This window comes from Gluconacetobacter brunescens (assembly GCF_048695475.1).
In the GTDB taxonomy this organism is placed as follows: domain Bacteria; phylum Pseudomonadota; class Alphaproteobacteria; order Acetobacterales; family Acetobacteraceae; genus Gluconacetobacter.
The window spans coordinates 1,049,567-1,071,591 of sequence record NZ_JBLHEN010000002.1 but is presented as its reverse complement, the minus strand read 5'-3'; the positions used below and the strand labels follow the sequence as shown (position 1 = coordinate 1,071,591).

Here is a 22,025-nt window from a genome sequence, read left to right as displayed (position 1 = left end):
ATGATGAAAAAAATCGTACTTGTGCTTCCTATGAGAAGGGGATCCGGGGGGTGATGGTTATCCTGGACAATTGATAGCGAAGCTTGTCCCATGATCCGTGCCGATTACGAAAAGATAACTGACTTACATAAGTGAGATTGAATTCAAGTAACATAAAGGGAACGTTTTTGTGGCTATTGCATCATCGATCGATGACTACGCATTAGAGTCTGTGCCAGTCGAAGCACGAAAAAGTTGGATTCATCTAGCCTGGAGTACGACGGGCATCGTCACGACGTTGATCGCGGTTTTCATCGGTGCACTCACCACTTTTGTGGCGGGTTTCTATATTGCGCTTTTGGCCAGCCTCATCGTGGCACTCGTTGGCGGATCATTCGGTTGGGCTGTGGGTCACGTGGCATGCGTCACCGGCCTTTCCAGCACCGTGATCGCACGTGATCACGGTTTTGCCCGGCGGGGCGCTATGCTTCCGGCGCTGTTGTTCAGTTGCATGATGATTGGTTTTCTAGCAATGGAAAACCTTTTGCTTTATCATGGTCTTTTGTTTTTCTTTGATCGACCAGACACCATATGGATACGTTTCTCTATTTGTGGTATGATGGCACTTGCCTGGATCGTTCTTACGACTTACGGGTTCAAGATCGTTACGTGCACCTCTTCCGTTTCCCAGATTTTGTTTTTGATTTCTCTCTCAATGATCATTGTCAGTATTGTAGACAAATCGAAGTTGCCGTTTGCGGTCATGGTTGCGTTTCCTAGCCAACTTCCACAAAAAATGCTTGGTGCGATGGCAATAAACAGCAATAGTGACAAACTGATCTTCTGTATCAATCTCATGATAGGGCAAGCTGGGGCATTGGCACTCGTCGATGCGGATCTCGGCCGTTATGCGCGTCGCTCCCGAGATATTGGGATTGCAGCCTTTTTGGGGGTGGGAGCAAATGCCCTCATGGTCGCGCTAGGAGGCATCATCATGTATGCTGGTATGCCGACCCTTGTTACTTATTTCGAGAAGAGTGGCCATGTTTCGGCAGATGCGGCACAAGCTATGGCGATAAGAAGCCCAGACCAGATCGTTGCGGCTTTCATCGTCTTTGGCGGTGTAATTGGTACGCTTTTGATGATCTGTGCCCAGCTCAAAGCGCAGGTACTTAATTCGTATTCGTCGTCTCTCTCGCTTGCTAATCTGTTTGATACATTGTTCGGGGTAAGACCAGGTCGTCTGGCCTTCGTGGTCTTCGCAAATATAATCGCTCTGGTTCTTGTGTTCGGGAATTCTCTCGAAATTTTCGAGAAATTTTTGGCATTTTTTGGTATCGTTAGCACATGCATTGCCACATTGATGGTAGCTGATTTCGTCCTTACCAATGCGCTGGGTGGGCGGGCACCGACAAGATGGGACGTCAACTGGTTAGGGATATTCTCATTCATACTTGGAGTTGTTACCGGGTTGATTGCGCCTACGCGATTCGATCGAATTCCATTTATCTCAGCAGTCGCGGTGACATCGATTGTCTATTCTGGATTACGCATCTTCGAATTCTTTCGTCGTGCGAGACGCAATGCCACCGTCCGCTAAACTCCCGAAACATTAAGTAAATCGTAAGATGGATTATGTTTCAGAGTTTCTGATCTGCTCCCGACAAACTGGATCGTTTTTGGTTAGAGTTTTCCGCGTGCCTTTTCTCTGGCTAAGAGGAGCGGAAAGCGATGAAGGCATCGAAATTTTCGGACGCACAGAAGGCGTTCATTCTGAAACAAGGGGCTGACGGCATCCCCGTCGCGGAGATTTGTCGGAAGGCTGGGATCAGCCAGGCGACATACTTCAACTGGAAGAAGAAGTATGACGGTCTGCTGCCGACGGAGATGCGGCGACTGAAGCTGCTTGAGGATGAAAATACCAAGTTGCGCAAGTTCGTGGCGGATCTGTCGCTGGATCGGGAGATGCTGCAGGACGTGATCCGTCGAAAAATCTGAGGCCTGCTCGCAAGCGCACGCTGGTCGACGCGATGCGTGGGGAGTGGGACATCTCGATCCGGCGTGCCTGCCGGGTTCTGGAAGTCGATCCGTCCACCTACCATTACAAGCTCCGTCGACACGATCAGGCCGCACTTGAAGCCAGGATCAAGGAGATCTTGACCCTGCCCCGAACATGCCCTCAGTTTTGAGTTAGGGTCTGTGGGGTTGTGAAGTGCTCCCCGACTTTGGGCCAGCGTGAACTGGAAACTTCCGGGGTCAAGGCTCAACCGACAGATCCGCCGGAGAGCCGTTCAGTAGCGATATCGGGGGTTGGGCGCTGTGTGGCCGGACCTCGTTGTAGTCCTGACGCCAAGCCTCCATTTTTGCCCGGGCGTCGTCAAGGCTCATGAACCAGTGCGTGTTCAGACACTCGGCCCGGAATTTGCCGTTGAAGGACTCGATGAAGCTATTGTCGGTCGGCTTGCCCGGGCGGGAAAAGTCGAGCACGACCCCCTTCTGATACGCCCATAGATCAAGATCCCGGCTGACAAACTCCGAGCCCTGGTCGACCCGGATGCTCCTGGGATAACCCATTTGCCCGCAGATCCGCTCCAGGGTCTGGACGACATCCTCGCCGCGATAACTGAACCGGGGATCCGTGGCCGGCGAGAAACGGGAGAAGGTGTCGATCACGGTCAGGATCCTGATCTTGCGGCCCGTCGCAAGCTGGTCGTGAACAAAATCCATCGCCCAGCTATCATTGGTGTGCGCCGCAGGACGACGGTCCTCGCGCACTTTCGCCTTGACCCGGCGCCTGGGCACCTTGTTGCGCAGTTGCATGCCCAACTCCTTGTAAAGACGATAGATCTGCTTCGGGTTCACCGCCCAGCCATCCCGCTGCAGCAGGATATGAACACGGCGATAGCCATAGCGCACACGGGTTGCGCAGATCTCCCGGATCCGCTGTGTCAGTTCGGCCTGCGTGCCGCGCTTCGACTTGTAGACATAGAGGGAACGATCGATCTGCAGCACCGCACAGGCGCGCCGTGTCGAGATCTTCCACTCCCCCTGAAGCTTGTCCACGAGTTCGCGCTTGCGCGCAGGCCTCAGAGCTTTTTTGACAGCACGTCCTGCAGCATCGCCTTGTCGAGTGACAGGTCCGCCACGATCCGTTTCAGCTTCGCGTTCTCGTCTTCAAGTTGCCGCAGCCGCTTCATCTCGGACGGCATCAGGCCCGCATATTTCTTCCGCCAGTTGTAGAACGTCGCATCCGAAATGCCGGCCTTCCGACAGACCTCGGCGACAGGTGTTTCCCCTTCCGCCTGCTTCAATACAAACGCGATCTGCGCCTTGGTAAACTTCGATGCCTTCATGAAACTCTCCTCGTCCCGCTTACGGGATCTTACGTGGAAAATTCCAACTCAAAATGGCCGTGTTTTCGCGGAGCATGTCAGTCGGCAAGCGTCAGGTCATCTTGCTCGTCGATCCGGCCTGACAAGCGATCGCCGCCGTGCGGCTTCAGCGTAGCACAGCCAGCCTCTCGAGCCAAGGTGCACCAACGGTCAGGGGGCACCAACGGATAGCATTGGCAGGGCTGACATCAACTTGAATCAGATTATGCCAGACAAGAGAAGCCCAAATGATGCAAATCGGGTAGAAACTGCTCTGGAGGCGTGACACGCAGCGTTCGCGTTCGCGCCGCAAGTCGCCTCAGGGCAGAGGTCGAAAAGTCATCCCGTAGCTGAATCGCCCTTATCATCAGCCGATTCTCCCGCATCAGGAGAATCAGAGCCGGCGCCGCCCGTCACTTCACACACGAGTCAACTGCTACGTCCTTTAGTATTGCGATATTTGTAATTCGACTCTCTTCGAAGTTTCGAGTTTGGAATGTGTTTCGCGCATTGCCTTCTATATAAGAACTGGGGCTACCCGCGCCGTTGCCCGCCACATCAATGGTTTCTACAATCCCATCGGGCGACATTGAGCGTTAAACTTCAAAAGCCTCATCCAGTTTGAGAAAATGATGGCACATGGATCAATGTCTCCTGGTTTTAACAGGGTAATTCCAAGGATATGGTAGCTCATTTGGCAACGTTGAAAATAGCTTTGAGTGACACGCTTGGGTCGCCAAGCTGATCCGGGTGTACTTCTGTTCCATTGGCGACGAGGGCCTTACCTTGCATAAAGTCTTTGGGCGCATTGATGCAGTCGAGGGCTATGACACGACCACGTTTAAGGTAAATGATCGAGAAGCTACGGCTCATTGGATCGCCGCGAACGATCTCCTTCTCATATCCTCCAGACAGTCCAACGGTTTGGAGTCGTAAATCGTATTGGTCGGACCAGAACCACGGGACTGCACAATACGGCTCAAATCTGCCGGTAATGGTCTTGGCGACAGTCCTGGCCATATCATTGGCGTTCTGGACGGACTCCAGGCGGATCGCCCGGCCTCCGGCGAACGCGTTTTCGTGCAGTGCGCAATCACCAACAGCGAATATATGCGGCAACGAGGTTCGACCATAAGCATCGACCGACACGCCGTCTCCGCCGCGTGCGCCAGCCTTGAGTAAAGGCGCTACGGCTGGAACAATGCCGATACCTGCGATCACCATGTCAGCATGCAGGATGGTTCCGTCGGCCATACCAACACCCTGGACCTTGTCATTGCCTTCAATACGATCGATGTGTGCGCCAAGACGGATGTCTACGCCCTGAGCGCGATGCTCGGTTTCGTAGAATCGGGAGAGTGTCATGCCTGTAACCCGAGAAAATATTCTGTCTTGAGATTCCAGCAAAGTTACATGCATTCCAAGTGAAATGAGAGTGGAGGCAGCTTCTAGTCCAATATATCCTCCCCCCACTACGACAAGTCTGGAGTATTTATTTAATTTTTTCTTTATATGATCAACGTCAGATCGATTCCGGATGGAATGGACGCCGGGGAGAGTGGCACCTGGGCATGGCAATGTTCGAGCATCGCCCCCCGTGGCCCAGACGAGATCGCCATAGCTGAGTGGCTCACCTTGTTTTGTAAGGACTGTTCTGGAATTGGGATCAATGGCGACGATCTGGGTTCCAATCAAGACTACTATTCCAATATCGAGCCAGAATGCAGCGGAACGAATCAGGAGCTGGGAGAAGGTCTTCGCGCCGGCCAAGTATTCCTTTGAGAGAGGGGGGCGTTCATAGGGCAGTTCGGGCTCGGCGCAAACCAGCGCGATTGTTCCCGCAAAACCGCTCTGCCGCAGTGCGATCGCTGCCTCTGCGCCACCGTGACCACCACCAACGATCAGGACATCAAATTTTCTCATCGATCATTTTTCTGTTTTAGGAGGGATAGTGTTTTGTTGGTATATATAATTGGTATAACTTGTCACTTCGTTGTTTTATTTTCTAATTTATCTAGTGTGGGGTGTTGTTCTGGAGTCAATACGAAATAGTATCTATGATGTCATTTTATGCTGTACGCAGGCCGCGATCTTTCAGGATTGGGAGCACATTGTCGCGGAAATAGGGGAATTCTGCGACATAATCGACGAAAGACAGCGTTGTGCCCCCAAAACCGCATTCATGCAGAGCGCAAATCCCGTCAGCTACCTCTTCCGGTGTCCCAATGAGTGGGAAGCCGCCATGGCCGACCGCAAAGCGGTCCTTGATTAATTTTAGTAGATCGTGTGGGAAAGATTGCGCATGTGCAAACTGTAGTGCAATGACAAGGTCCAGCGTTTTGGTGTCGCGATGCTCATAGCCGAAATACTGCACGTAATCCTGTGCTTCTTTGCGGGTCGGTCGGCAAACGACGTGGCTGAAGGTTAGAACGTCAACGGCACGTCCTTGGTTCGCAGCCTGCGCTTTCAGTTCAGCAGTTTCTTGGCGTGAGCGTTTGAGGTCGATCGCGGGCGTGAAGAGGAAATCAGCATTGCGTACGGCGAAAATTCGGCCAGTTTCGGAGCCGGCAGCGTTGAGAACCGGCGGTGTCCCGCGAAAGGGACCAGGATCACCGTAGACACCCTTTAATTTGAAAAACTGACCATTGAAATCAAATGGTCTGGGAGAATTCCATATCCGAGAGACAATTTCGAACCATTCTTGTGCATAGGCGTAACGCGTCTTGTGGTCGTCGGGCAGGTTGAGACCGAGCGCTTCATATTCTGGCTTGTTCCAGCCGGCAACAATGTTGATTCCTGCCCGTCCGTGGCCAATTTGATCGAGTGTCACAATCTGCTTGGCCGCGACCACGGGATTGAAGGCGGTGGTATGCACTGTGGATATTACGCTAATACGTTTGGTCGAGGCTAAGAGTGCGGCCGCCCATGTCATGGTTTCAAGCACCTTCCCATGAAAATCGCTGCCGCCCCCATAACCGATCCAGCGCGCGACTGGCAGCATGAAGTCGATTCCGGCGGCATCGAGCATCTGACCAAGTGCCAGATTTTCGTCCCAGCTTCCAATCCATTTTTCAGGTACCGTGGTGATGGACATGCCGCCAGCACAGTTTGATGAGAAGGTTCCAAGCTTAAAGTGTCGATCTTGGCGTAGAGGGTGTGCTGTCGGATCCATGCACGCATACTTTCACATATAGAGCGTCAAAAAAATATCGCTTGGTCAGCGCGACTGCGCCAAAATCGAAACTGCACGTTTAACGAATGCAACAGCGGCTGCTGTCATCAGCGCTAGCCCGTTTGCGCGGTTTCTGGCCCATTGCGGCAAATATCTGAGAATTGACATACGATTTTTTGTGTTTCACTAGGTATTGTAGCGGACTCAATTGATGGAATATGTGATTGAATCGGCGCGGAAAATATAGCTTTTTTAAGAAGCTGGTTCTGGAAGGCGTCGGAAGAAAGGAAGGCTAGTACCCGATGCGGTAGGTCGCGTCGATGAGTGTACGGCCGGGGCCGGGCTCTTGCGGCCGCTGTGCCGTTCCGGTGGGTGGCTGGCGACAGCGTCTATGGCGTCGGGGAGCTGGAAATGGCTTTGCGCCGCGCCAGTCGGGGCTACGTTCTGGGCGTGAATGCTAATCATCACTTCCATTCCTGGCGGCCGGATGTCTGCTGGGCTGGCCAGGCGCGCGAGATTGTCGACATCCTGCCGGACGCCGCCTGGGTCCGCGGTTCCGCCGGACGCGGCATCAAGGGCGAGCGGCTGTATGACTGGCTGTATTGCCGATGGCCGATCTCGAAGCCTCCGAATATTCAGATACCTCAACCGGGACATGGACCCGTGGGCTGCTGGTCCGGCGCAATCCCTCTGATGGCGACCTGGCGTATCTCACGACCTGGTGCCCTCAGGGAACGCCGCTCGAGACTTTGGTGCGCGTCGAGGGTACGCGCTGGCGCATTGAAGAGGGTTTCGAGACCGCCAAGAACGAATTCGGCCTCGACCACAACGAGACACGATCCTGGCATGGCTGGCACCGTCACGTCTCGGTGGTCATGCTGGCTTGAGTATCATTCAATTTCGTGAAAAATGTCGGCCTAGACGGCCCGCGAGATTTCCAGCCCATTGCCGCAAACACCTTCGACAAACTGCCATTCCGGGCTAGTGGGCGCGCGCAGAGGCTAGCGTCGTGCGTATAAGCAGTATCATTCTGTATGCGGAATATCGGAGCCAACAGGCATCCTCGCGGACGTTCAATTCGGGGAAGAATATGGCAAATATAATAGAGATCATGCGTACCGGTGCGACTGCCGCTGAAGACTCCAAGTGCTTCAATCGTCTGCACTGGTCGATTGCACCGGTAGCGCGTGCTAAGCTTGGCGATTTGATCATATATGAGACGCGCGATGCTCTCGATAATCAGATTTCTTTCGATTCAACAAAGGAAGACGTGGCCCAGGCCGATTCCGCGCGCATTCATCCAATGACCGGACCAGTATATATCGAGGGTGCTGAGCCTGGGGATGCCCTTGCGGTAACGATTGTCGATATCGAGCCCGCCTCCTATGGCTACACTGCGGTTACGCCGGGCTTCGGCTTTTTGCGCGACGAAATTCCAGGTCCGTATGTTGTGCATTGGGAGTTGGGTCCGCACTTTGCTAGGTCCGAGCAGTTGCCTGGTATTCGAGTTCCGATTTGTGCTTTTCCCGGTTCGATCGGTGTGCTGCCGGGCAAGGCGGAGACGGAGGAGGCTCTTAGGCGCGAGGCGGCTCTGGCTAGGGCCGGCGGCTTTGCGTTGCAACCGGAACCACAGTGCGCGTTGCCTGCGCATTTGTTTGGCCCTGGGGCGCCTTATGCTGCAGAGGCGATGCGAACCTGCGCGCCGCGTGAAAACGGTGGTAATATGGATGTCAAAGCCATGCAGGTCGGTACCACGGTTATCTTCCCCGTATTTGTAGAGGGAGCAGGTTTATGGACGGGCGACATTCATTATGCTCAGGGCGACGGTGAGGTATGTGGCCAAGCGATTGAAATGGAAGCGCGGGTAACTCTTAGGACCGAGATTATCAAGGGCGGTGGTGGCCATATGCGTTTCCCCCATATTTCCGGTGGCGGCCAATTGCGTAATACAGAGCCATCGCGGTTCTATGCGGTCACTGGTATGCCTGTAAAAGAAGCAGGATTCGTCCCGGTGCATCTTGCTTACCTTGACAGCCCAAAAGTCGCCGGGCTGACGAATCTTTCGGAAGATCTCACGCTGGCCACGCGTGACGCACTTTTGCGCATCATTGACTGGATGGTAGTCAACAAAGGACTGACACGCGAGCAGGCTTACGTTGTGGCCGCTGTGGCTGTGGATCTGCGTATCGGACAGTTGGTCGATGTTCCCAATTTTGTCGTTACCGCAGTCTTGCCACTCGACATTTTTGTCGACGGTTAAGGAGAAAAGCTATGGATCAGACATATCGTGGCCCCGGGATACGGCCCTCTTCGCTTGCTCCCCATATATCGCTGACTCATTGTGAAGCTGGGTACACCAAGTGCTTCCGTAAGGGAAGGCTGTATTTCGGTCGCGTCAACGAAATGCCAGCCTTTCATAGCGTGGACACTCATCGCAGCAACGTCGCGGCGATCGGAACTGGAGAGAGAGCGTTTGCTAGAAACCTGCTTGGGGTTTTCGAACATCTTGCCCGCGGCTGCCTCTATGACACGGGTGGAAAGACCAGATTGTGTTCACAGGAGATGCGTTTCTTTCAGGATCTCTGGAAAGCCCCGTCCAGCCGGACACCTATCCATTGCGATGTGAACACGTCCTGCGCTTTCGAAGAAAAGCGTTTCATGGGCGCCCAGAGCGGGCAACCGATGAGGCCTTACCGTGCCTTGCAGTCTGGAGTATGCTGATGCTGTCGATCGATGCACGGTTGGCGCGGATCGAAGCGATAGAAGCGATTCGAGCTCAGGTCGCCCGTTACGCTATTGCGGCCGACCGCGGAAATGATCCGATGCTTTTTGAGAAGCTATATGCGGAGACGGCGACGTGGGAGGCGCGGGGTTTCGGTCGATATGAGGGGCGGTCGGAAATTTTGCCGGCAATGGTGGAGATCGGTCGGACGCGTATGCTCTGGACGACCCATTACAATGTAGCCCCCCTTATCGAAGTTGACGATGATCTCTCACAGGCACGCTGCCGCTGGTATCTATGGGAATTGGCGCGCATGGCTCAGCCTGACGGGGTTCGAGATCAATGGATTGCCGGAACATATGATACCCGGCTGGCACGGCATGGTGAAGAATGGCTCTTCGTCGAGGTGAATCTGGATCTTAGACTGATCACGGGTACGTCGCAGCCGAGTTTCGGCGACAAGAGAAACGTATGATGCTGCAACGTATCACGATGTCGCGTCTTGATTCTGATGGTATCACTCGCCTCGAGTTGACGGACGGGCGAGTTATTGCCGTCTATGAAATTGACGGGAAATACTATGCGACCGACGATCTTTGTTCTCATGGGCAGGCATCGTTAGCTGATGGAGAACTGGATGGTTTCGAGATCTTGTGCCCATTTCATCTGGGTTCATTCGACATCCGTACCGGTCGGGCAATACGAGCGCCTTGTTCGGTCAATATTGTTGCCTATCAGGTTATAAGTGACGGCGATGATATCATCATTGAGGGCTGAATCTGAGAACCATATTGCAACGAGTTAAGATTCTATTTTTTAGTTTAATTTGTAAAAAAGGATTTTTCACAATAAAAAATCTGCTTCGATATCGAATTTTGTACTATTCTCCAGGTGGGTAGATGTGGCCGGCGGTCCAGTAAGGCAGCAGGATGCGGCATGGTTGTTTAACGTCATCTCTTTGGTACTGAGTCTCTATTTTATAAAATAGAGATTGCGGATAGATAGATGGGAAATTCTTTCGGTTGTCGCACGGTGATTGTGTGTCTCCGGCGACGGCACGGAGTCATTATAAGACCTGACGGCAAAAGGTTGCCACAGTCAGCTTTTCCACTCGTTTTGGTGATGGGGGAGCCAAGAAAGGAAACTATTTTTTCCGCGAGAGAACCCCTGATTATCAAAGATAAGGTTCTGATGGGGCTTTTCGTCGATAGAGTTGAATTCGATTTCTTTGTTCGAGTGGAAGAAAGTGTCCTGGGTTCATCTCATTAAAATCTCAGCAGCTTTCGTAAATAACGAATATTCGAATTGGATTTGGAAAAAAGAAGGGATTCGGATTGTCGGGATCGGAAGAGGTGTGATGGGAGAACAGAATGTGTCGAAATCTAAATAATTGTTACCTGTAATGAGTGTTTGGCTTAATCACTATAACTTTATGAATAAAATATATCGGGATATCCGACAGGGAGACACAAATGTATTCGAGTTCAAAGCGATCATTGCGTTTTGTTCGTAACGGGACGGTACTGGCCTGTTTTTCTGTAACTATGGCAACTGGTACCTCTGCGCTTGCAGCGACTCCAGGCACTCTTCACAAGGCGAAGAAGGCATCGGCCGTGTCGACGGGGCAAGCCCCCGTAGTGACCCGCGCGAAGCCAGTGCCAGCCACGCCCGTGATAAAGAAGGCGCCTGCCACGGGCGCCGCGGCGCCCGAGGAAATCATGGTCGGTGCCCAACGCCGCCTGCAACGCGCGCAGAATGTCGGGATTGTAGTCAATACCTATTCTGGAACGGAGCTGCGCGAGCGGCAGATCAATAACAGTGCGGATATTGGACGCACGACGCCCGGCGTGTTCGTTTCGGCGTCTGCCGCCGGACAGTTCGCGGCCTTCGCCATTCGCGGTGTCACACAGAATGATATTACGGACGGCGTCGAGCCACCTGTTGCCGTCTATATCGACGATACTTATGTTCCGAATATCCAGGGGCAGAGTTTTGGCCTTTTTGATTTGACGAACGTGGAGATTCTCAAGGGGCCGCAGGGCACCCTGTTCGGGCGCAATGCAACAGGCGGCCTGGTCAATTTCAATATCGCAAAGCCGACCGACTATCTCAGCGGCTATATCAACGCGACTTACGGTGCCTATAATCAGACCAAAGTCGAAACCGCAGTTGGTGGTCCGGTCGCCAGACACCTCGAAGGGCGGGTCTCATTCCTCTATAAAAGGAACGATGGGTATATGGTGAACGAATATCCCGGCAAGCCGAACCTCGGCGGCGACGACACGGTTGGAGGGCGCCTGCAACTCCAGTCGCAGGTCACTGACAACCTGAAGATCCGCCTGACGGGGTCGGGCATGCGCAGCAACGATTCGTCTTCGCCCTACAACACCTACGCATCCACGGCGGTTACCGATGCAGAGGGTAGGACGACCAATAGTCTGTTCGCCATCGGGAAAACAAGTCTGGGTTATTATGGACAGCCGGCCGGAAAGTTGGCGACGTCGAGCGACTTTGCTTGTGCCTCCTGCAATCAGGTTCGTCTGTATGATGCCGCGCTACATATCGATTACGATTTGGGCAATACGACCATCAGCTCCGTGACGGATTTCAAGCGGATGACGAAGCAGCTTTTCACAGACGCCGATTCGTCGCCTTCAAATTTCGTGAATGTCGGCCAAGCGGCACAGCAGAACGCCGTTTGGCAGGAATTGCGCGCCACTGGTCATTTCGACAAGCTGATCTGGAATGCGGGCGCGAACTTTCTGTATATCGATACCCACTCACAAGCGGGATATCTGGCGCCCGAAGACAGCCTTTACGCAGTTGGCAACGGATTCACGGGAACCGGCATCGATGACATCAACCAGACCCATCTGATGGACCGTTCCTTTTCCGAATTTGCTCAGTTGGAATACAAGATCACGCCCAAACTGACGGCTACGGTTGGCGGCCGGATCATCGAGGAACATCAGAACTATCACTTGACGTCAGATCGGTATCTCAGCGGTAATCCCTATTCCATCAATGTTACGGATTATTATGCCACGCTGCAGAATCCCTATACGGATACACGCGGCAATACGCTATGGTCGGCGAAATGGGCCTTGAATTACCAGATGACCAGGGACGTACTGTTCTACGCCAATGTCAGTCGCGGCACAAAAGTCGGCAATTTCAACGACAAATATTATGATCCAGCCTCGTCGTTGCCGGCGTCCCAGGTCGCCTACAAGCCGGAAACGCTATGGGATTACGAGGGCGGCATCAAGTCGAGCTTCCTCCATGATCGTATCATGTTCAACCTCTCGGGATATTACTACGACTACCAGAATTATCAGGCCTATACGTTCGCCAATGCCTCGGGTTATGTCCAGAACCGGAACGCGACGATGTATGGCGGAGAATTCATGTGGGGATTTCGCCCCTTAAAAGGGTGGACCGTCACGGCAGGCCTCTCCTTGCAGCATGCCACGATCCATGATCTGGCCATCGCGCCCGGCCTTTACAGGAACACGCAGCCCAGTTTCATGCCGCAGCGTCAGTTTACGGCCCGTTCGGACTACAGGTTCCCCTTCACGGTCGGTGGGGGTACCCTGAACTGGGGCATCGACGTCTACAGCCAGTCGTCCTTCTACACGAATGTGCGGAACTTCACCTCGCAGCGTTTGAATGGATACAATATCTTCGGTTCGCAACTGACCTGGAAGCATCCCTCGGGCTGGTCGTTCGAGGCCAATGTCGCCAACATCTTCGATAAGCGCTACGGTATCACGTCTTATGATCTCTCGACAATCTGCGGGTGCAGTGAAATCGCATACGGTATGCCACGCTGGTGGGGTGTAACTATTGGATATCATCTGTAACCGCACGGAGACCTATGTGGTGACGCACTGCGGCCATCGTCGCCTCTGGCCTGTGGGGAAGTGCAGTAGCGTGTCATATCAACGGTTATAGACACAGACCTGTGTGGTGATCTGCTCCCGACAAACTGGATCGTTTTTGGTTAGAGTTTTCCGCGTGCCTTTTCTCTGGCTAAGAGGAGCGGAAAGCGATGAAGGCATCGAAATTTTCGGACGCGCAGAAGGCGTTCATTCTGAAACAAGGGGCTGACGGCATCTGACCTTGCCCCCTGAAATGCCGTCGATTTGAAGTAAGGTCTGTCCACTGGAGACAGGCAATGAAGAGATCACGTTTCATGCAGGACCAGATCATCGGGATCCTGAAAGAGCATCAGGCGGGTGCGTCGGCGGCCGATCTGTGCCGCAAGCACGGGATCAGCGATGCGACGTTCTACACATGGCGGTCGAAATACGGCGGCATGGAAGTATCGGAGGCGCGGCGGCTCAAGGCTCTTGAAGAAGAGAACGCGAAGCTGAAGCGGCTCCTGGCGGAGAGCGTGATGGACGTCTCGACGCTGAAGGACCTGCTGGCAAAAAACTCGTGACGCCCGGTTTGCGGCGGGAGGCCGTGACCTGGGCGATTACGGAGCGGGGTTACACGCAACGCCGTGCGTGCCGGTTGGTCGGCATCGATCCGAAGACGTGGCGCTATGCGTCGTGCCGTCCGGACGACAAGGCAGCACGTGCCCGTCTGCGGGAACTGGCGGGAGAGCGGCGCCGGTTCGGGTATCGGCGGCTGCACATCCTGCTCGACCGCGAAGGGATCGCCATGAACCACAAGAAGCTGTTTCGGCTGTATCGCGAGGAGGGTCTGTCGGTCCCCGCAAGCGGGGCGGTCGGAAGCGGGCGCTGGGCACGCGCTCGCCAATGGTGCTGCCCGACGGGCCGAACCAGCGCTGGAGCCTGGACTTCGTGTCGGACGCGTTGAACATCGGACGGCGTTTCCGGGTGCTGACGGTGGTCGACGACTACACCCGGGAATGCCGCAGCAGAACGGGTTCGTCGAGAGTTTCAACGGCCGGTTCCGCGACGAATGCCTCAACGAGCACCTGTTCCGCAACCTTGCCCACGCTCGGACGGTCATCGACGCCTGGCGGGCCGACTACAACGCTGTCAGGCCCCACACCAGCCTCAATGGCATGACGCCAGAGGCTTTCGCTCAACACGCCAAAACGGCATACAACAACCCACAGACCCTAACTTAAATCTGAGGGCAGGTTCGGGGCAGGGTCACACGCGATCTGGATCTCTGGGCCTATGCCAACAATGTCACACTGGACTTCTCCCGACCCGGCAAGCCGACGGACAATGCGTTCATCGAGGCCTTCAACGGCCGTCTGAGGGCCGAGTGCCTGAACGCACACTGGTTCCTAACGCTTGCGGATGCACGCGAAAAGTTGGAGGCTTGGCGCAGAGACTACAACGAGGTCCGCCCACATGGGGTGATTGGCAACAGGACGCCGATCTCGCTGCATATTCCCGGTGACGTATCCAGCCCGTTACCGTGAAACCACGCCGGAAACTCTACCATCCGGCGGTCCAACCTTCGGGAGCAGATCACGCGTCAAGCACATCGCGCAGGTCCGTCGCAGGCTTGCGCCAGCGCTTGGCCACTGACAGCAGAAACGGCTGAATGAACAGCCATTCCTCGTCCGTCATATCGGTCCGGTAGCGCTTTGATTGCTTCTCAAATCCGGCCATCCGGCCACGGCTCGCTCGGGTCCACATCCCAAGCTTGAATCAGGCCCAAACCATCGTATCAACACATTCGCAAACAGTCTCTAATAAGTTGGAGATATAAACGATACCAGTCAAGATTATATAATCAGAATGGAATTATTTTTATTAAATTAAATTCAATGAATGCTGTAAATTATTCAATAAAAAAGAGAAAATTCGTCGTTTCGTGAGATGCTCTATGAGGGATTCCGGACAAACAGTGAGATATTTTCCAGCCCCCGACGCAATGTGTCGGAGGGAGCTTCGCGAAAACGGACACGGTAATCTCGCGCGAATTTGCTTAAATGTGAAAATCCAACTGCGAATGCCGCATCGGTAACATTCGTTAATCTCCCTGGGTTGGATAAAAGAGAATGGGCTTTATCAAGTCTCATATTTTTCAAGTAATTCATTGGTGTTTCATTGTAAAAACGCCTGAACCCAGCTTGCAACGAACGCGCGCTTACACCAGAAACCGAAATAAGGTCGGAAAGCGCCACGGCTTCACTAGCATGATTACGCATCCAGCCTTCAACTCTGCGGACGTAATATGGTATACTTCCGCCGGACTTCTTCTGTAAAATTGAAGAATAATTATGCGGTACGGCAGTTAGAAGGAGGCGCATTAGCATTTGTTCTGTGGTCGAAATTACGTAACGGTGCAAATAACTAATTCCACCAGACTGTAAATCTGCACAGATCGACCAAAGTAACTGGGCGAATCCTGCTGCTTGTCCCTGGAGGGAGACAGGCTCCAATGTGAAAACTAACGCATCACCTACTCCGCCCATTTCGTGTATGATCTGAGAAAGGGATGCGGTCGGAATCTTGACGAGGAAATGACGATAGCCGGAATCGAAGCGGATCGATACTTCGCGCCGCAAATCCATTAGGCACATTTGGCCGGGGCGAAGGAGAATCACCTGTCCTCTCTGCTCGATTTCCGCCGTTCCCTCCAGTGAGATCTGGGCGAGTGTCAGTTTCGTGCTCGGAGGAATATCCACGCAGACGCGACTGCCAGGGCGCCCATAGTCGGTCGAATTGAGGCTGAGAGTTTGCAGTGAGACCTGCTTATGCCGGAAATCAAGTGCATCGTGATCACCATCAAGCGTGAGGCCATGTGGTAGATGTACCCGGCTCATATATGAATGAATCTCCTCAAGGTCACGACTGATGAATTGATTATCTATCCCCAATTCTATGGGCACATGCGATACGTTGATTCGCTGGGATTCTGGCACGAAAGAAAACATGGCGCCCTAGTCTCCACCGTCTACCCGCTATCTTCTGGCCTGACCTTGCGGGATTAATCATATCGAGATATCAACAAATGTCCATGAGTAATTCGCATTGCTCACATGGGCTAGTCACCTGGAACTGAAATAAGTATCATTATATGATGCTCCTGTCGCAATGACGGGAGCAGAACGATGGCGGGACGACAGGCAGGTCAGGTGGTGCTGAGTCCGCAGGCGCGGACGTTTCTTGAAGGGCGGGTCCGGCGTCACAAGGCGCCGCGGTCGTTGTCGGATCGCTGCCAGATGATTCTGCTCTGCGCCGAAGGCTTGCAGAGCAAGGAGGTTGCTACACGTCTGGGAGTGCATGAGCACACCGTCGGCAAATGGCGGCGGCGGTTTGTCGAAGATGGCATCGAAGGCCTGACCGACGAATATCGTACCGGCCGGCCCCGCACGGTGTCGGATGCGCGAGTCACGCAGGTCATTGAGCGCACGCTGAACACAACGCCCAAAGACGCGACCCATTGGTCGATCCGATCCATGGCTGGCGAGATCGGCCTGTCGCATACGACCATCCGCCGGATCTGGAGCGCCTTCGGTCTGCAGCCGCATCGGGCCGAAACCTTCAAATTGTCGACGGACCCGCTATTTGTCGACAAGGTTCGGCATATTGTCGGTCTTTACATGTCGCCGCCGAACCGCGCGATCGTGCTGTGCGTTGACGAGAAATCCTAGACCAGGCGCTGGACCGCGAACAGCCAGTCCTGCCCATGGCACCGGGCGTGCCGGAACGACGCACCCATACCTATCTCCGGAACGGCACGACGTCGCTGTTTGCAGCCCTCGACATCGCGACGGGTACGGTGATCGGCAAATCCTACAAACGTCACCGTGCCACAGAATTTCTGGATTTCCTGAAGCGTATCGACGCTGAGATCCCTGATGACCTAGATGTGCATCTCGTGATGGACAACTATGCCACACATAAAACGCCCACGATCAAGACATGGCTCGCGCGCCGCGCGCATTGGCATGTTCACTTCACACCCACGTCGGCTTCCTGGATCAATCAGGTAGAGCGTTGGTTCGCTGAACTGACGCGCAAGCAACTCCAACGCGGCGTGCATTGGTCAACAACCGAACTCGAAGCCAACATCACCACTTTTATCGACGCACATAACAAAAATCCCAGGCCGTATCGGTGAGTCAAATCAGCTGATCAGATCCTCGCCTCGGTGAAACGCTTTTGTCACAAGACAATGAACCGAACTTCAGATTCAGGACACTAGGTGTTTAGTCCCGGGATTTGGTGGTGCATTATTTTCACATGAGTGGAAGGATGCGCCATGGGCCAGGTTCACCACGGGAGCGCCACGACGACAGCGGCAGTCCGTCGAGCGATACAGCATAGTCAAGAGAGCCTGAGGGCTCTGGCGAAGCGTTACGGGATCAACCCGAAGACGGTCGCCAAATGGAAGGGCCGGAGCAGTCTGTCAGATCGACGCACCGGCCCGAAGGTGCCTTCTTCGACCGTCCTGTCGACCGAGGAAGAAGCTATCGTCTTGGCGTTCCGCCGTCATACCTTACTACCTCTGGACGATTGCCTTTATGCGCTACAGGCGACGATCCCACACCTGACGCGCTCTTCATTGCATCGCTGTCTTCAGCGTCACGGCATCTCCCGCCTGCCTGATACCGAAGGCGACAAGCCGAAGCGTGCCAAGTTCAAGACCTACCCGATCGGTTATTTTCACATCGATATCGCCGAGGTGCAGACGGCAGAGGGCAAACTACGCCTGTTTGTCGCCATCGATCGGACCAGCAAGTTCGCCTATGTCGAGCTTCATCAGCAAGCGGGCAAAATGGTTGCAGCGGAGTTCCTTCGGTGCCTGATCGAGACTATTCCTTATAAAATCCATACAATACTGACCGACAACGGCATCCAGTTCACCAATCGGGCCTGCGACACGTATGCCTTCCACCACATCTTCGATCGGGTCTGTGACGAAAACGACATCGAGCACCGTTTGACGAAGGTGAAGCATCCCTGGACCAATGGTCAGGTCGAGAGGATGAGCCGCACGATCAAGGACGCCACCGTCAAGCGCTTCTACTACGAAACGCATGACCAGTTGCGCCAACACCTCGCAGACTTCGTTGCTGCCTACAATTTCGCCCGTAGGCTCAAAACCCTGCGGGGTCTCACTCCATACGAATTCATTTGTCAGCAGTGGCAGAAAGAGCCATCACAATTCATCATAGATTCGTACCACCAAACCCCGGGACTAAACACTTAGCTTAACCTGCTGTCCACGAAACCGGCAGCAGGCCATGACGTCCAGCTATCAGTCTGGATTCACTCCGTGTCTCCCCTACGAGCATTTACGCAACAAAGCCAGTAGAACGCGCCCCTTGCCAAAGGGAGGCTTCTTAGCTATATTCTTAGCTAAGGAGGTGTCTCATGGCCCAGTTTTCGGTTCACGATGCCAAAACCAACCTGTCTCGCCTGATTGCCGACGCGCTTGCGGGTGGTGATGTGGTGATCGCACGTGGTTCTGTGCCAGTAGTGCGCCTTGTGCCGGTGGAGCCGCAGGGTCGTCGCGTGTTTGGGGCGCTTAAAGGCCAGATCACCCTGGATAAGACCTTCAATGAGGTGCTGCCCGACGATGAACTGGACGGGTGGAATCTCGCTTGAGGCTATTGCTTGATACACATGCGTTGATCTGGTGGCTGGCGGGCGACGAGCATTTGAGCCGCCGCGCCCAAGAGGCCATAGCGGATGAGGTCAACGTCATAGCCGTGAGCGCGGCTTCGGCCATGGAGGTCGCAACCAAGTTCCGCATCGGTAAACTGCCGGGGGCGGCCCTGCTGGCACAGGATTTTGAGGCTATTGTTGCTGGGCAGGGGTTCGTTGATCTGCCAATCAGCGTTACTCATGCTCGCATGGCGGGCGAGATGAACATTGCTCATAAAGACCCGTTTGACCGTTTCCTGATTGCCCAAGCGCAGGCCGAGGGTATGACGTTGATCTCCAACGAGGCCTTGTTTGACAACTTCGCCATCAATCGTCTTTGGTGATCGCCTAAAGCGGACGTACGAACGAGGGGATGGTGGATACGAACCGATCTGAACCGGTGGGATCACTTCGCGACAACAGTCATGGCTTTGAATCGGAGCTGTCCTACTCCTGGGAGACAGGAGGCGCTATGATTGGGGAAAGATCAAGCGAGCGCAGAAAAAAACTTTTCAAAACAATTATCTAAGCCCGCTTTATTCTCACCTTGCGATTGTCGCAACTTGAGAAGCAATCCTGCCCCCGCAACCATCTTGATTTGCGATGCAGGAACAGAGCCCGAACCGGAAACGGTCGGGCTCTTTTGCTTTGCCACCGCTGCGATCGTCAGGATGCCGGCAAGATCGCCCCGGACGTCGATCTGCAGTCCCTTGTCGGATGGCGTCAGGATGATCGCCTCGATCAGCGAGCGGATCACCTCGGCCGCCTCCTGGCGCTTTTCGTCCAGCTCGGAATGCAGCATGGTGCAGCGCTGTGACCCGCTCGCGATAGACGACCGCCATGCTGGGATGCAGGACAGGCGGCGGCTCGTCGATGGTGGCCAGGGTCTCCTCGGCCTGGGCTTTCCGTCGCTCCAGTCTCTGGCTGCGTTCCTTGATCCGCTCCTCGGGCAGGGTGCCTTTGAGCAAGGCATCCATCAATGTGTCGAACTCGCGCTCAACGCGCTGGAGTTCTGCCTTGGCGACGCTGATGCCGGCCGAGGCCTCGATCCGCTGCTCGTTCATCCGGCGGGTGAACTCGCCGCAGGTACCCTTGTTGCGGGCAGTGGAGCAGCCAACCAGGGTGCCAGACACCATTGAATAGCCGCCGCCACAGTAGCCGCACCTGGTCAGGCCGGTAAACAGGTATTTGCCGCGCTGGCGCTCGTGCAGGCGGTTGGTGTCGCCGGTGTCGCGATTGATCTTGATCGCCTTCTGCTTGGCCTTGACCTTGTCCCACAGCACCTGGTCGATGATCCGCAATTCCGGCACCTCTTGGATAACCCAAGCGTCCGTTGGGTTGGGCCGGGAGACCCGCTTGCCGGTTTCGGGATCCTTGAGATAGCGCAGTCGGTTCCAGACCAGGCGGCCGATATACATCTCGTTGTTGAGAATGCCGGTGCCGCGCTGGCGGTTGCCGTTGATGGTTGAGAAACCCCAGGCACCGCAGCCCAGTGCCGCGATACCGTCATCATTGAGACGGAAGGCGATGGCGCGTGGCCCCAGCCCGGCCGCGAAGTCGCGGAAGATGCGACGGATCACTTCGGCTTCCACCACGTTGATGGTCCGCTCACCCCGGATGGGTTCGCCATTGGCGTCGAGCCTGCGCACCACGTCATAGCCGTAGGCGTTGCCGCCGCCGGACTTGCCCAGTTCCACGCGTCCCCGCAGGCCGCGATGGGTCTTCTCGGCCAGGTCCTTCAGGAACAGCGCGTTCATCGTGCCCTTGAGGCCGACATGAAGGTGGGAGACTTCGCCCTCGGAAAGGGTGATGATCCGCACGCCGGCATAGTTCATGCGCTTGAAGACGCCGGCGATGTCCTCCTGGTCGCGGGACAGGCGATCCATCGCCTCGGCCAGTACGATCGTAAAGCGTCCACGCTGCTGACCCTGCCCCGAACATGCCCTCAGTTTTGAGTTAGGGTCTGTGGGGTTGTGAAGTGCTCCCCGACTTTGGGCCAGCGTGAACTGGAAACTTCCGGGGTCAAGGCTCAACCGACAGATCCGCCGGAGAGCCGTTCAGTAGCGATATCGGGGGTTGGGCGCTGTGTGGCCGGACCTCGTTGTAGTCCTGACGCCAAGCCTCCATTTTTGCCCGGGCGTCGTCAAGGCTCATGAACCAGTGCGTGTTCAGACACTCGGCCCGGAATTTGCCGTTGAAGGACTCGATGAAGCTATTGTCGGTCGGCTTGCCCGGGCGGGAAAAGTCGAGCACGACCCCCTTCTGATACGCCCATAGATCAAGATCCCGGCTGACAAACTCCGAGCCCTGGTCGACCCGGATGCTCCTGGGATAACCCATTTGCCCGCAGATCCGCTCCAGGGTCTGGACGACATCCTCGCCGCGATAACTGAACCGGGGATCCGTGGCCGGCGAGAAACGGGAGAAGGTGTCGATCACGGTCAGGATCCTGATCTTGCGGCCCGTCGCAAGCTGGTCGTGAACAAAATCCATCGCCCAGCTATCATTGGTGTGCGCCGCAGGACGACGGTCCTCGCGCACTTTCGCCTTGACCCGGCGCCTGGGCACCTTGTTGCGCAGTTGCATGCCCAACTCCTTGTAAAGACGATAGATCTGCTTCGGGTTCACCGCCCAGCCATCCCGCTGCAGCAGGATATGAACACGGCGATAGCCATAGCGCACACGGGTTGCGCAGATCTCCCGGATCCGCTGTGTCAGTTCGGCCTGCGTGCCGCGCTTCGACTTGTAGACATAGAGGGAACGATCGATCTGCAGCACCGCACAGGCGCGCCGTGTCGAGATCTTCCACTCCCCCTGAAGCTTGTCCACGAGTTCGCGCTTGCGCGCAGGCCTCAGAGCTTTTTTGACAGCACGTCCTGCAGCATCGCCTTGTCGAGTGACAGGTCCGCCACGATCCGTTTCAGCTTCGCGTTCTCGTCTTCAAGTTGCCGCAGCCGCTTCATCTCGGACGGCATCAGGCCCGCATATTTCTTCCGCCAGTTGTAGAACGTCGCATCCGAAATGCCGGCCTTCCGACAGACCTCGGCGACAGGTGTTTCCCCTTCCGCCTGCTTCAATACAAACGCGATCTGCGCCTTGGTAAACTTCGATGCCTTCATGAAACTCTCCTCGTCCCGCTTACGGGATCTTACGTGGAAAATTCCAACTCAAAATGGCCGTGTTTTCGCGGA

14 protein-coding genes and 6 pseudogenes are annotated in these 22,025 nt (G+C 54.9%); 13 read left to right on the top strand and 7 right to left on the bottom strand.

The features are described 5' to 3' along the window. Positions 1–169 precede the first annotated feature (169 nt). Together ACMAUO_RS17095 and ACMAUO_RS17090 are read left to right on the top strand one after the other, a co-directional pair. On the top strand, positions 170–1,579 hold the full coding sequence (locus tag ACMAUO_RS17095) for a purine-cytosine permease family protein (protein ID WP_420358113.1): 1,410 nt from the start codon (positions 170–172) through the stop codon (positions 1,577–1,579). Between the two features lie 131 nt (positions 1,580–1,710). Next, positions 1,711–2,135 (top strand): annotated as a pseudogene (locus ACMAUO_RS17090) (transposase); the annotation flags it as partial. A gap of 100 nt (positions 2,136–2,235) precedes the next feature. Here ACMAUO_RS17090 and ACMAUO_RS17085 read toward each other — a convergent pair. The 3 genes from ACMAUO_RS17085 to ACMAUO_RS17075 all read right to left on the bottom strand — a co-directional run bounded on the left by ACMAUO_RS17085 (position 2,236) and on the right by ACMAUO_RS17075 (position 6,522). Then, positions 2,236–3,332, bottom strand: a protein-coding gene (locus tag ACMAUO_RS17085) for an IS3 family transposase (protein ID WP_420358101.1) whose coding sequence is annotated in 2 segments (ribosomal slippage) — positions 2,236–3,080 and positions 3,080–3,332 — 1,098 coding nt in all. Because the reading frame shifts where the segments join, the coding sequence is not laid out codon by codon here. A gap of 708 nt (positions 3,333–4,040) precedes the next feature. Then, positions 4,041–5,273 carry an NAD(P)/FAD-dependent oxidoreductase gene (locus ACMAUO_RS17080; RefSeq protein WP_420358112.1) on the bottom strand — a complete coding sequence of 411 codons (1,233 nt, stop codon included), beginning with the start codon at positions 5,271–5,273 and terminating at the stop codon, positions 4,041–4,043. Between the two features lie 145 nt (positions 5,274–5,418). Then, a complete protein-coding gene (locus tag ACMAUO_RS17075) occupies positions 5,419–6,522 on the bottom strand; it encodes an LLM class flavin-dependent oxidoreductase (protein WP_420358111.1) in 1,104 nt (367 codons plus the stop codon). A 339-nt stretch (positions 6,523–6,861) separates the two neighbouring features. Here ACMAUO_RS17075 and ACMAUO_RS17070 point away from each other — a divergent pair. The 7 genes and pseudogenes from ACMAUO_RS17070 to ACMAUO_RS17040 all read left to right on the top strand — a co-directional run. Next, a pseudogene (locus tag ACMAUO_RS17070) lies at positions 6,862–7,406 on the top strand (IS701 family transposase); the annotation flags it as partial. A gap of 227 nt (positions 7,407–7,633) precedes the next feature. After that, entirely contained in the window at positions 7,634–8,782 is a 1,149-nt protein-coding gene (locus ACMAUO_RS17065; protein ID WP_420358110.1) for an acetamidase/formamidase family protein, read from the top strand. A 460-nt stretch (positions 8,783–9,242) separates the two neighbouring features. Further along, positions 9,243–9,719, top strand: coding sequence for a nuclear transport factor 2 family protein (locus tag ACMAUO_RS17060; protein ID WP_420358109.1), 477 nt, complete (start codon positions 9,243–9,245; stop codon positions 9,717–9,719). Further along, a complete protein-coding gene (locus ACMAUO_RS17055; protein WP_420358108.1) occupies positions 9,716–10,021 on the top strand; it encodes a non-heme iron oxygenase ferredoxin subunit in 306 nt (101 codons plus the stop codon). Before ACMAUO_RS17060 ends, ACMAUO_RS17055 begins: the two co-directional genes overlap by 4 nt. A 695-nt stretch (positions 10,022–10,716) precedes the next feature. After that, a complete protein-coding gene (locus ACMAUO_RS17050; RefSeq protein WP_420358107.1) occupies positions 10,717–13,107 on the top strand; it encodes a TonB-dependent receptor in 2,391 nt (796 codons plus the stop codon). A gap of 314 nt (positions 13,108–13,421) precedes the next feature. Next, a pseudogene (locus ACMAUO_RS17045) lies at positions 13,422–14,348 on the top strand (IS3 family transposase). A 24-nt stretch (positions 14,349–14,372) separates the two neighbouring features. Beyond that, a pseudogene (locus ACMAUO_RS17040) lies at positions 14,373–14,651 on the top strand (integrase core domain-containing protein); the annotation flags it as partial. Between the two features lie 49 nt (positions 14,652–14,700). Here the strand turns inward: ACMAUO_RS17040 and ACMAUO_RS17035 are convergent. Both ACMAUO_RS17035 and ACMAUO_RS17030 read right to left on the bottom strand, forming a co-directional pair. Then, a complete protein-coding gene (locus ACMAUO_RS17035) occupies positions 14,701–14,844 on the bottom strand; it encodes a transposase (protein WP_420358106.1) in 144 nt (47 codons plus the stop codon). A 215-nt stretch (positions 14,845–15,059) separates the two neighbouring features. After that, positions 15,060–16,115 carry an AraC family transcriptional regulator gene (locus ACMAUO_RS17030; RefSeq protein WP_420358105.1) on the bottom strand — a complete coding sequence of 352 codons (1,056 nt, stop codon included), beginning with the start codon at positions 16,113–16,115 and terminating at the stop codon, positions 15,060–15,062. A 177-nt stretch (positions 16,116–16,292) separates the two neighbouring features. On the opposite strand from ACMAUO_RS17030, the pseudogene ACMAUO_RS17025 reads away from it, so the two are divergent. The 4 genes and pseudogenes from ACMAUO_RS17025 to ACMAUO_RS17010 all read left to right on the top strand — a co-directional run bounded on the left by ACMAUO_RS17025 (position 16,293) and on the right by ACMAUO_RS17010 (position 19,178). Further along, a pseudogene (locus ACMAUO_RS17025) lies at positions 16,293–17,389 on the top strand (IS630 family transposase). 57 nt (positions 17,390–17,446) lie between these two features. After that, a complete protein-coding gene (locus ACMAUO_RS17020) occupies positions 17,447–18,397 on the top strand; it encodes an IS481 family transposase (protein WP_420358104.1) in 951 nt (316 codons plus the stop codon). A gap of 164 nt (positions 18,398–18,561) precedes the next feature. Next, a complete protein-coding gene (locus ACMAUO_RS17015; RefSeq protein ID WP_420358103.1) occupies positions 18,562–18,795 on the top strand; it encodes a type II toxin-antitoxin system Phd/YefM family antitoxin in 234 nt (77 codons plus the stop codon). Further along, complete coding sequence (locus tag ACMAUO_RS17010) at positions 18,792–19,178, top strand: type II toxin-antitoxin system VapC family toxin (RefSeq protein ID WP_420358102.1); 387 nt, start codon at positions 18,792–18,794, stop codon at positions 19,176–19,178. Before ACMAUO_RS17015 ends, ACMAUO_RS17010 begins: the two co-directional genes overlap by 4 nt. 143 nt (positions 19,179–19,321) lie before the next feature. Here the strand turns inward: ACMAUO_RS17010 and ACMAUO_RS17005 are convergent. Both ACMAUO_RS17005 and ACMAUO_RS17000 read right to left on the bottom strand, forming a co-directional pair. Beyond that, positions 19,322–20,876: pseudogene (locus tag ACMAUO_RS17005) on the bottom strand (recombinase family protein). Then, a protein-coding gene (locus ACMAUO_RS17000) for an IS3 family transposase (protein WP_420358101.1) occupies positions 20,857–21,953 on the bottom strand; the annotation gives its coding sequence in 2 pieces (ribosomal slippage) (positions 20,857–21,701 and positions 21,701–21,953; 1,098 coding nt in all). The pseudogene ACMAUO_RS17005 and the gene ACMAUO_RS17000 overlap by 20 nt, the downstream one beginning before the upstream one ends. Positions 21,954–22,025 lie beyond the last annotated feature (72 nt).

Excerpts from the sequence above, each read along its gene's own strand:
- ACMAUO_RS17055 (WP_420358108.1), top strand. The coding sequence starts at position 9,716 with ATGATGCTGCAACGTATCACGATGTCGCGTCTTGATTCTGATGGTATC.
- ACMAUO_RS17035 (WP_420358106.1), bottom strand. The coding sequence starts at position 14,844 with ATGGCCGGATTTGAGAAGCAATCAAAGCGCTACCGGACCGATATGACG.
- ACMAUO_RS17060 (WP_420358109.1), top strand. The coding sequence starts at position 9,243 with ATGCTGTCGATCGATGCACGGTTGGCGCGGATCGAAGCGATAGAAGCG.
- ACMAUO_RS17075 (WP_420358111.1), bottom strand. The coding sequence starts at position 6,522 with ATGGATCCGACAGCACACCCTCTACGCCAAGATCGACACTTTAAGCTT.
- ACMAUO_RS17080 (WP_420358112.1), bottom strand. The coding sequence starts at position 5,273 with ATGAGAAAATTTGATGTCCTGATCGTTGGTGGTGGTCACGGTGGCGCA.
- ACMAUO_RS17065 (WP_420358110.1), top strand. The coding sequence starts at position 7,634 with ATGCGTACCGGTGCGACTGCCGCTGAAGACTCCAAGTGCTTCAATCGT.
- ACMAUO_RS17020 (WP_420358104.1), top strand. The coding sequence starts at position 17,447 with ATGGGCCAGGTTCACCACGGGAGCGCCACGACGACAGCGGCAGTCCGT.
- ACMAUO_RS17030 (WP_420358105.1), bottom strand. The coding sequence starts at position 16,115 with ATGTTTTCTTTCGTGCCAGAATCCCAGCGAATCAACGTATCGCATGTG.
- ACMAUO_RS17050 (WP_420358107.1), top strand. The coding sequence starts at position 10,717 with ATGTATTCGAGTTCAAAGCGATCATTGCGTTTTGTTCGTAACGGGACG.
- ACMAUO_RS17015 (WP_420358103.1), top strand. The coding sequence starts at position 18,562 with ATGGCCCAGTTTTCGGTTCACGATGCCAAAACCAACCTGTCTCGCCTG.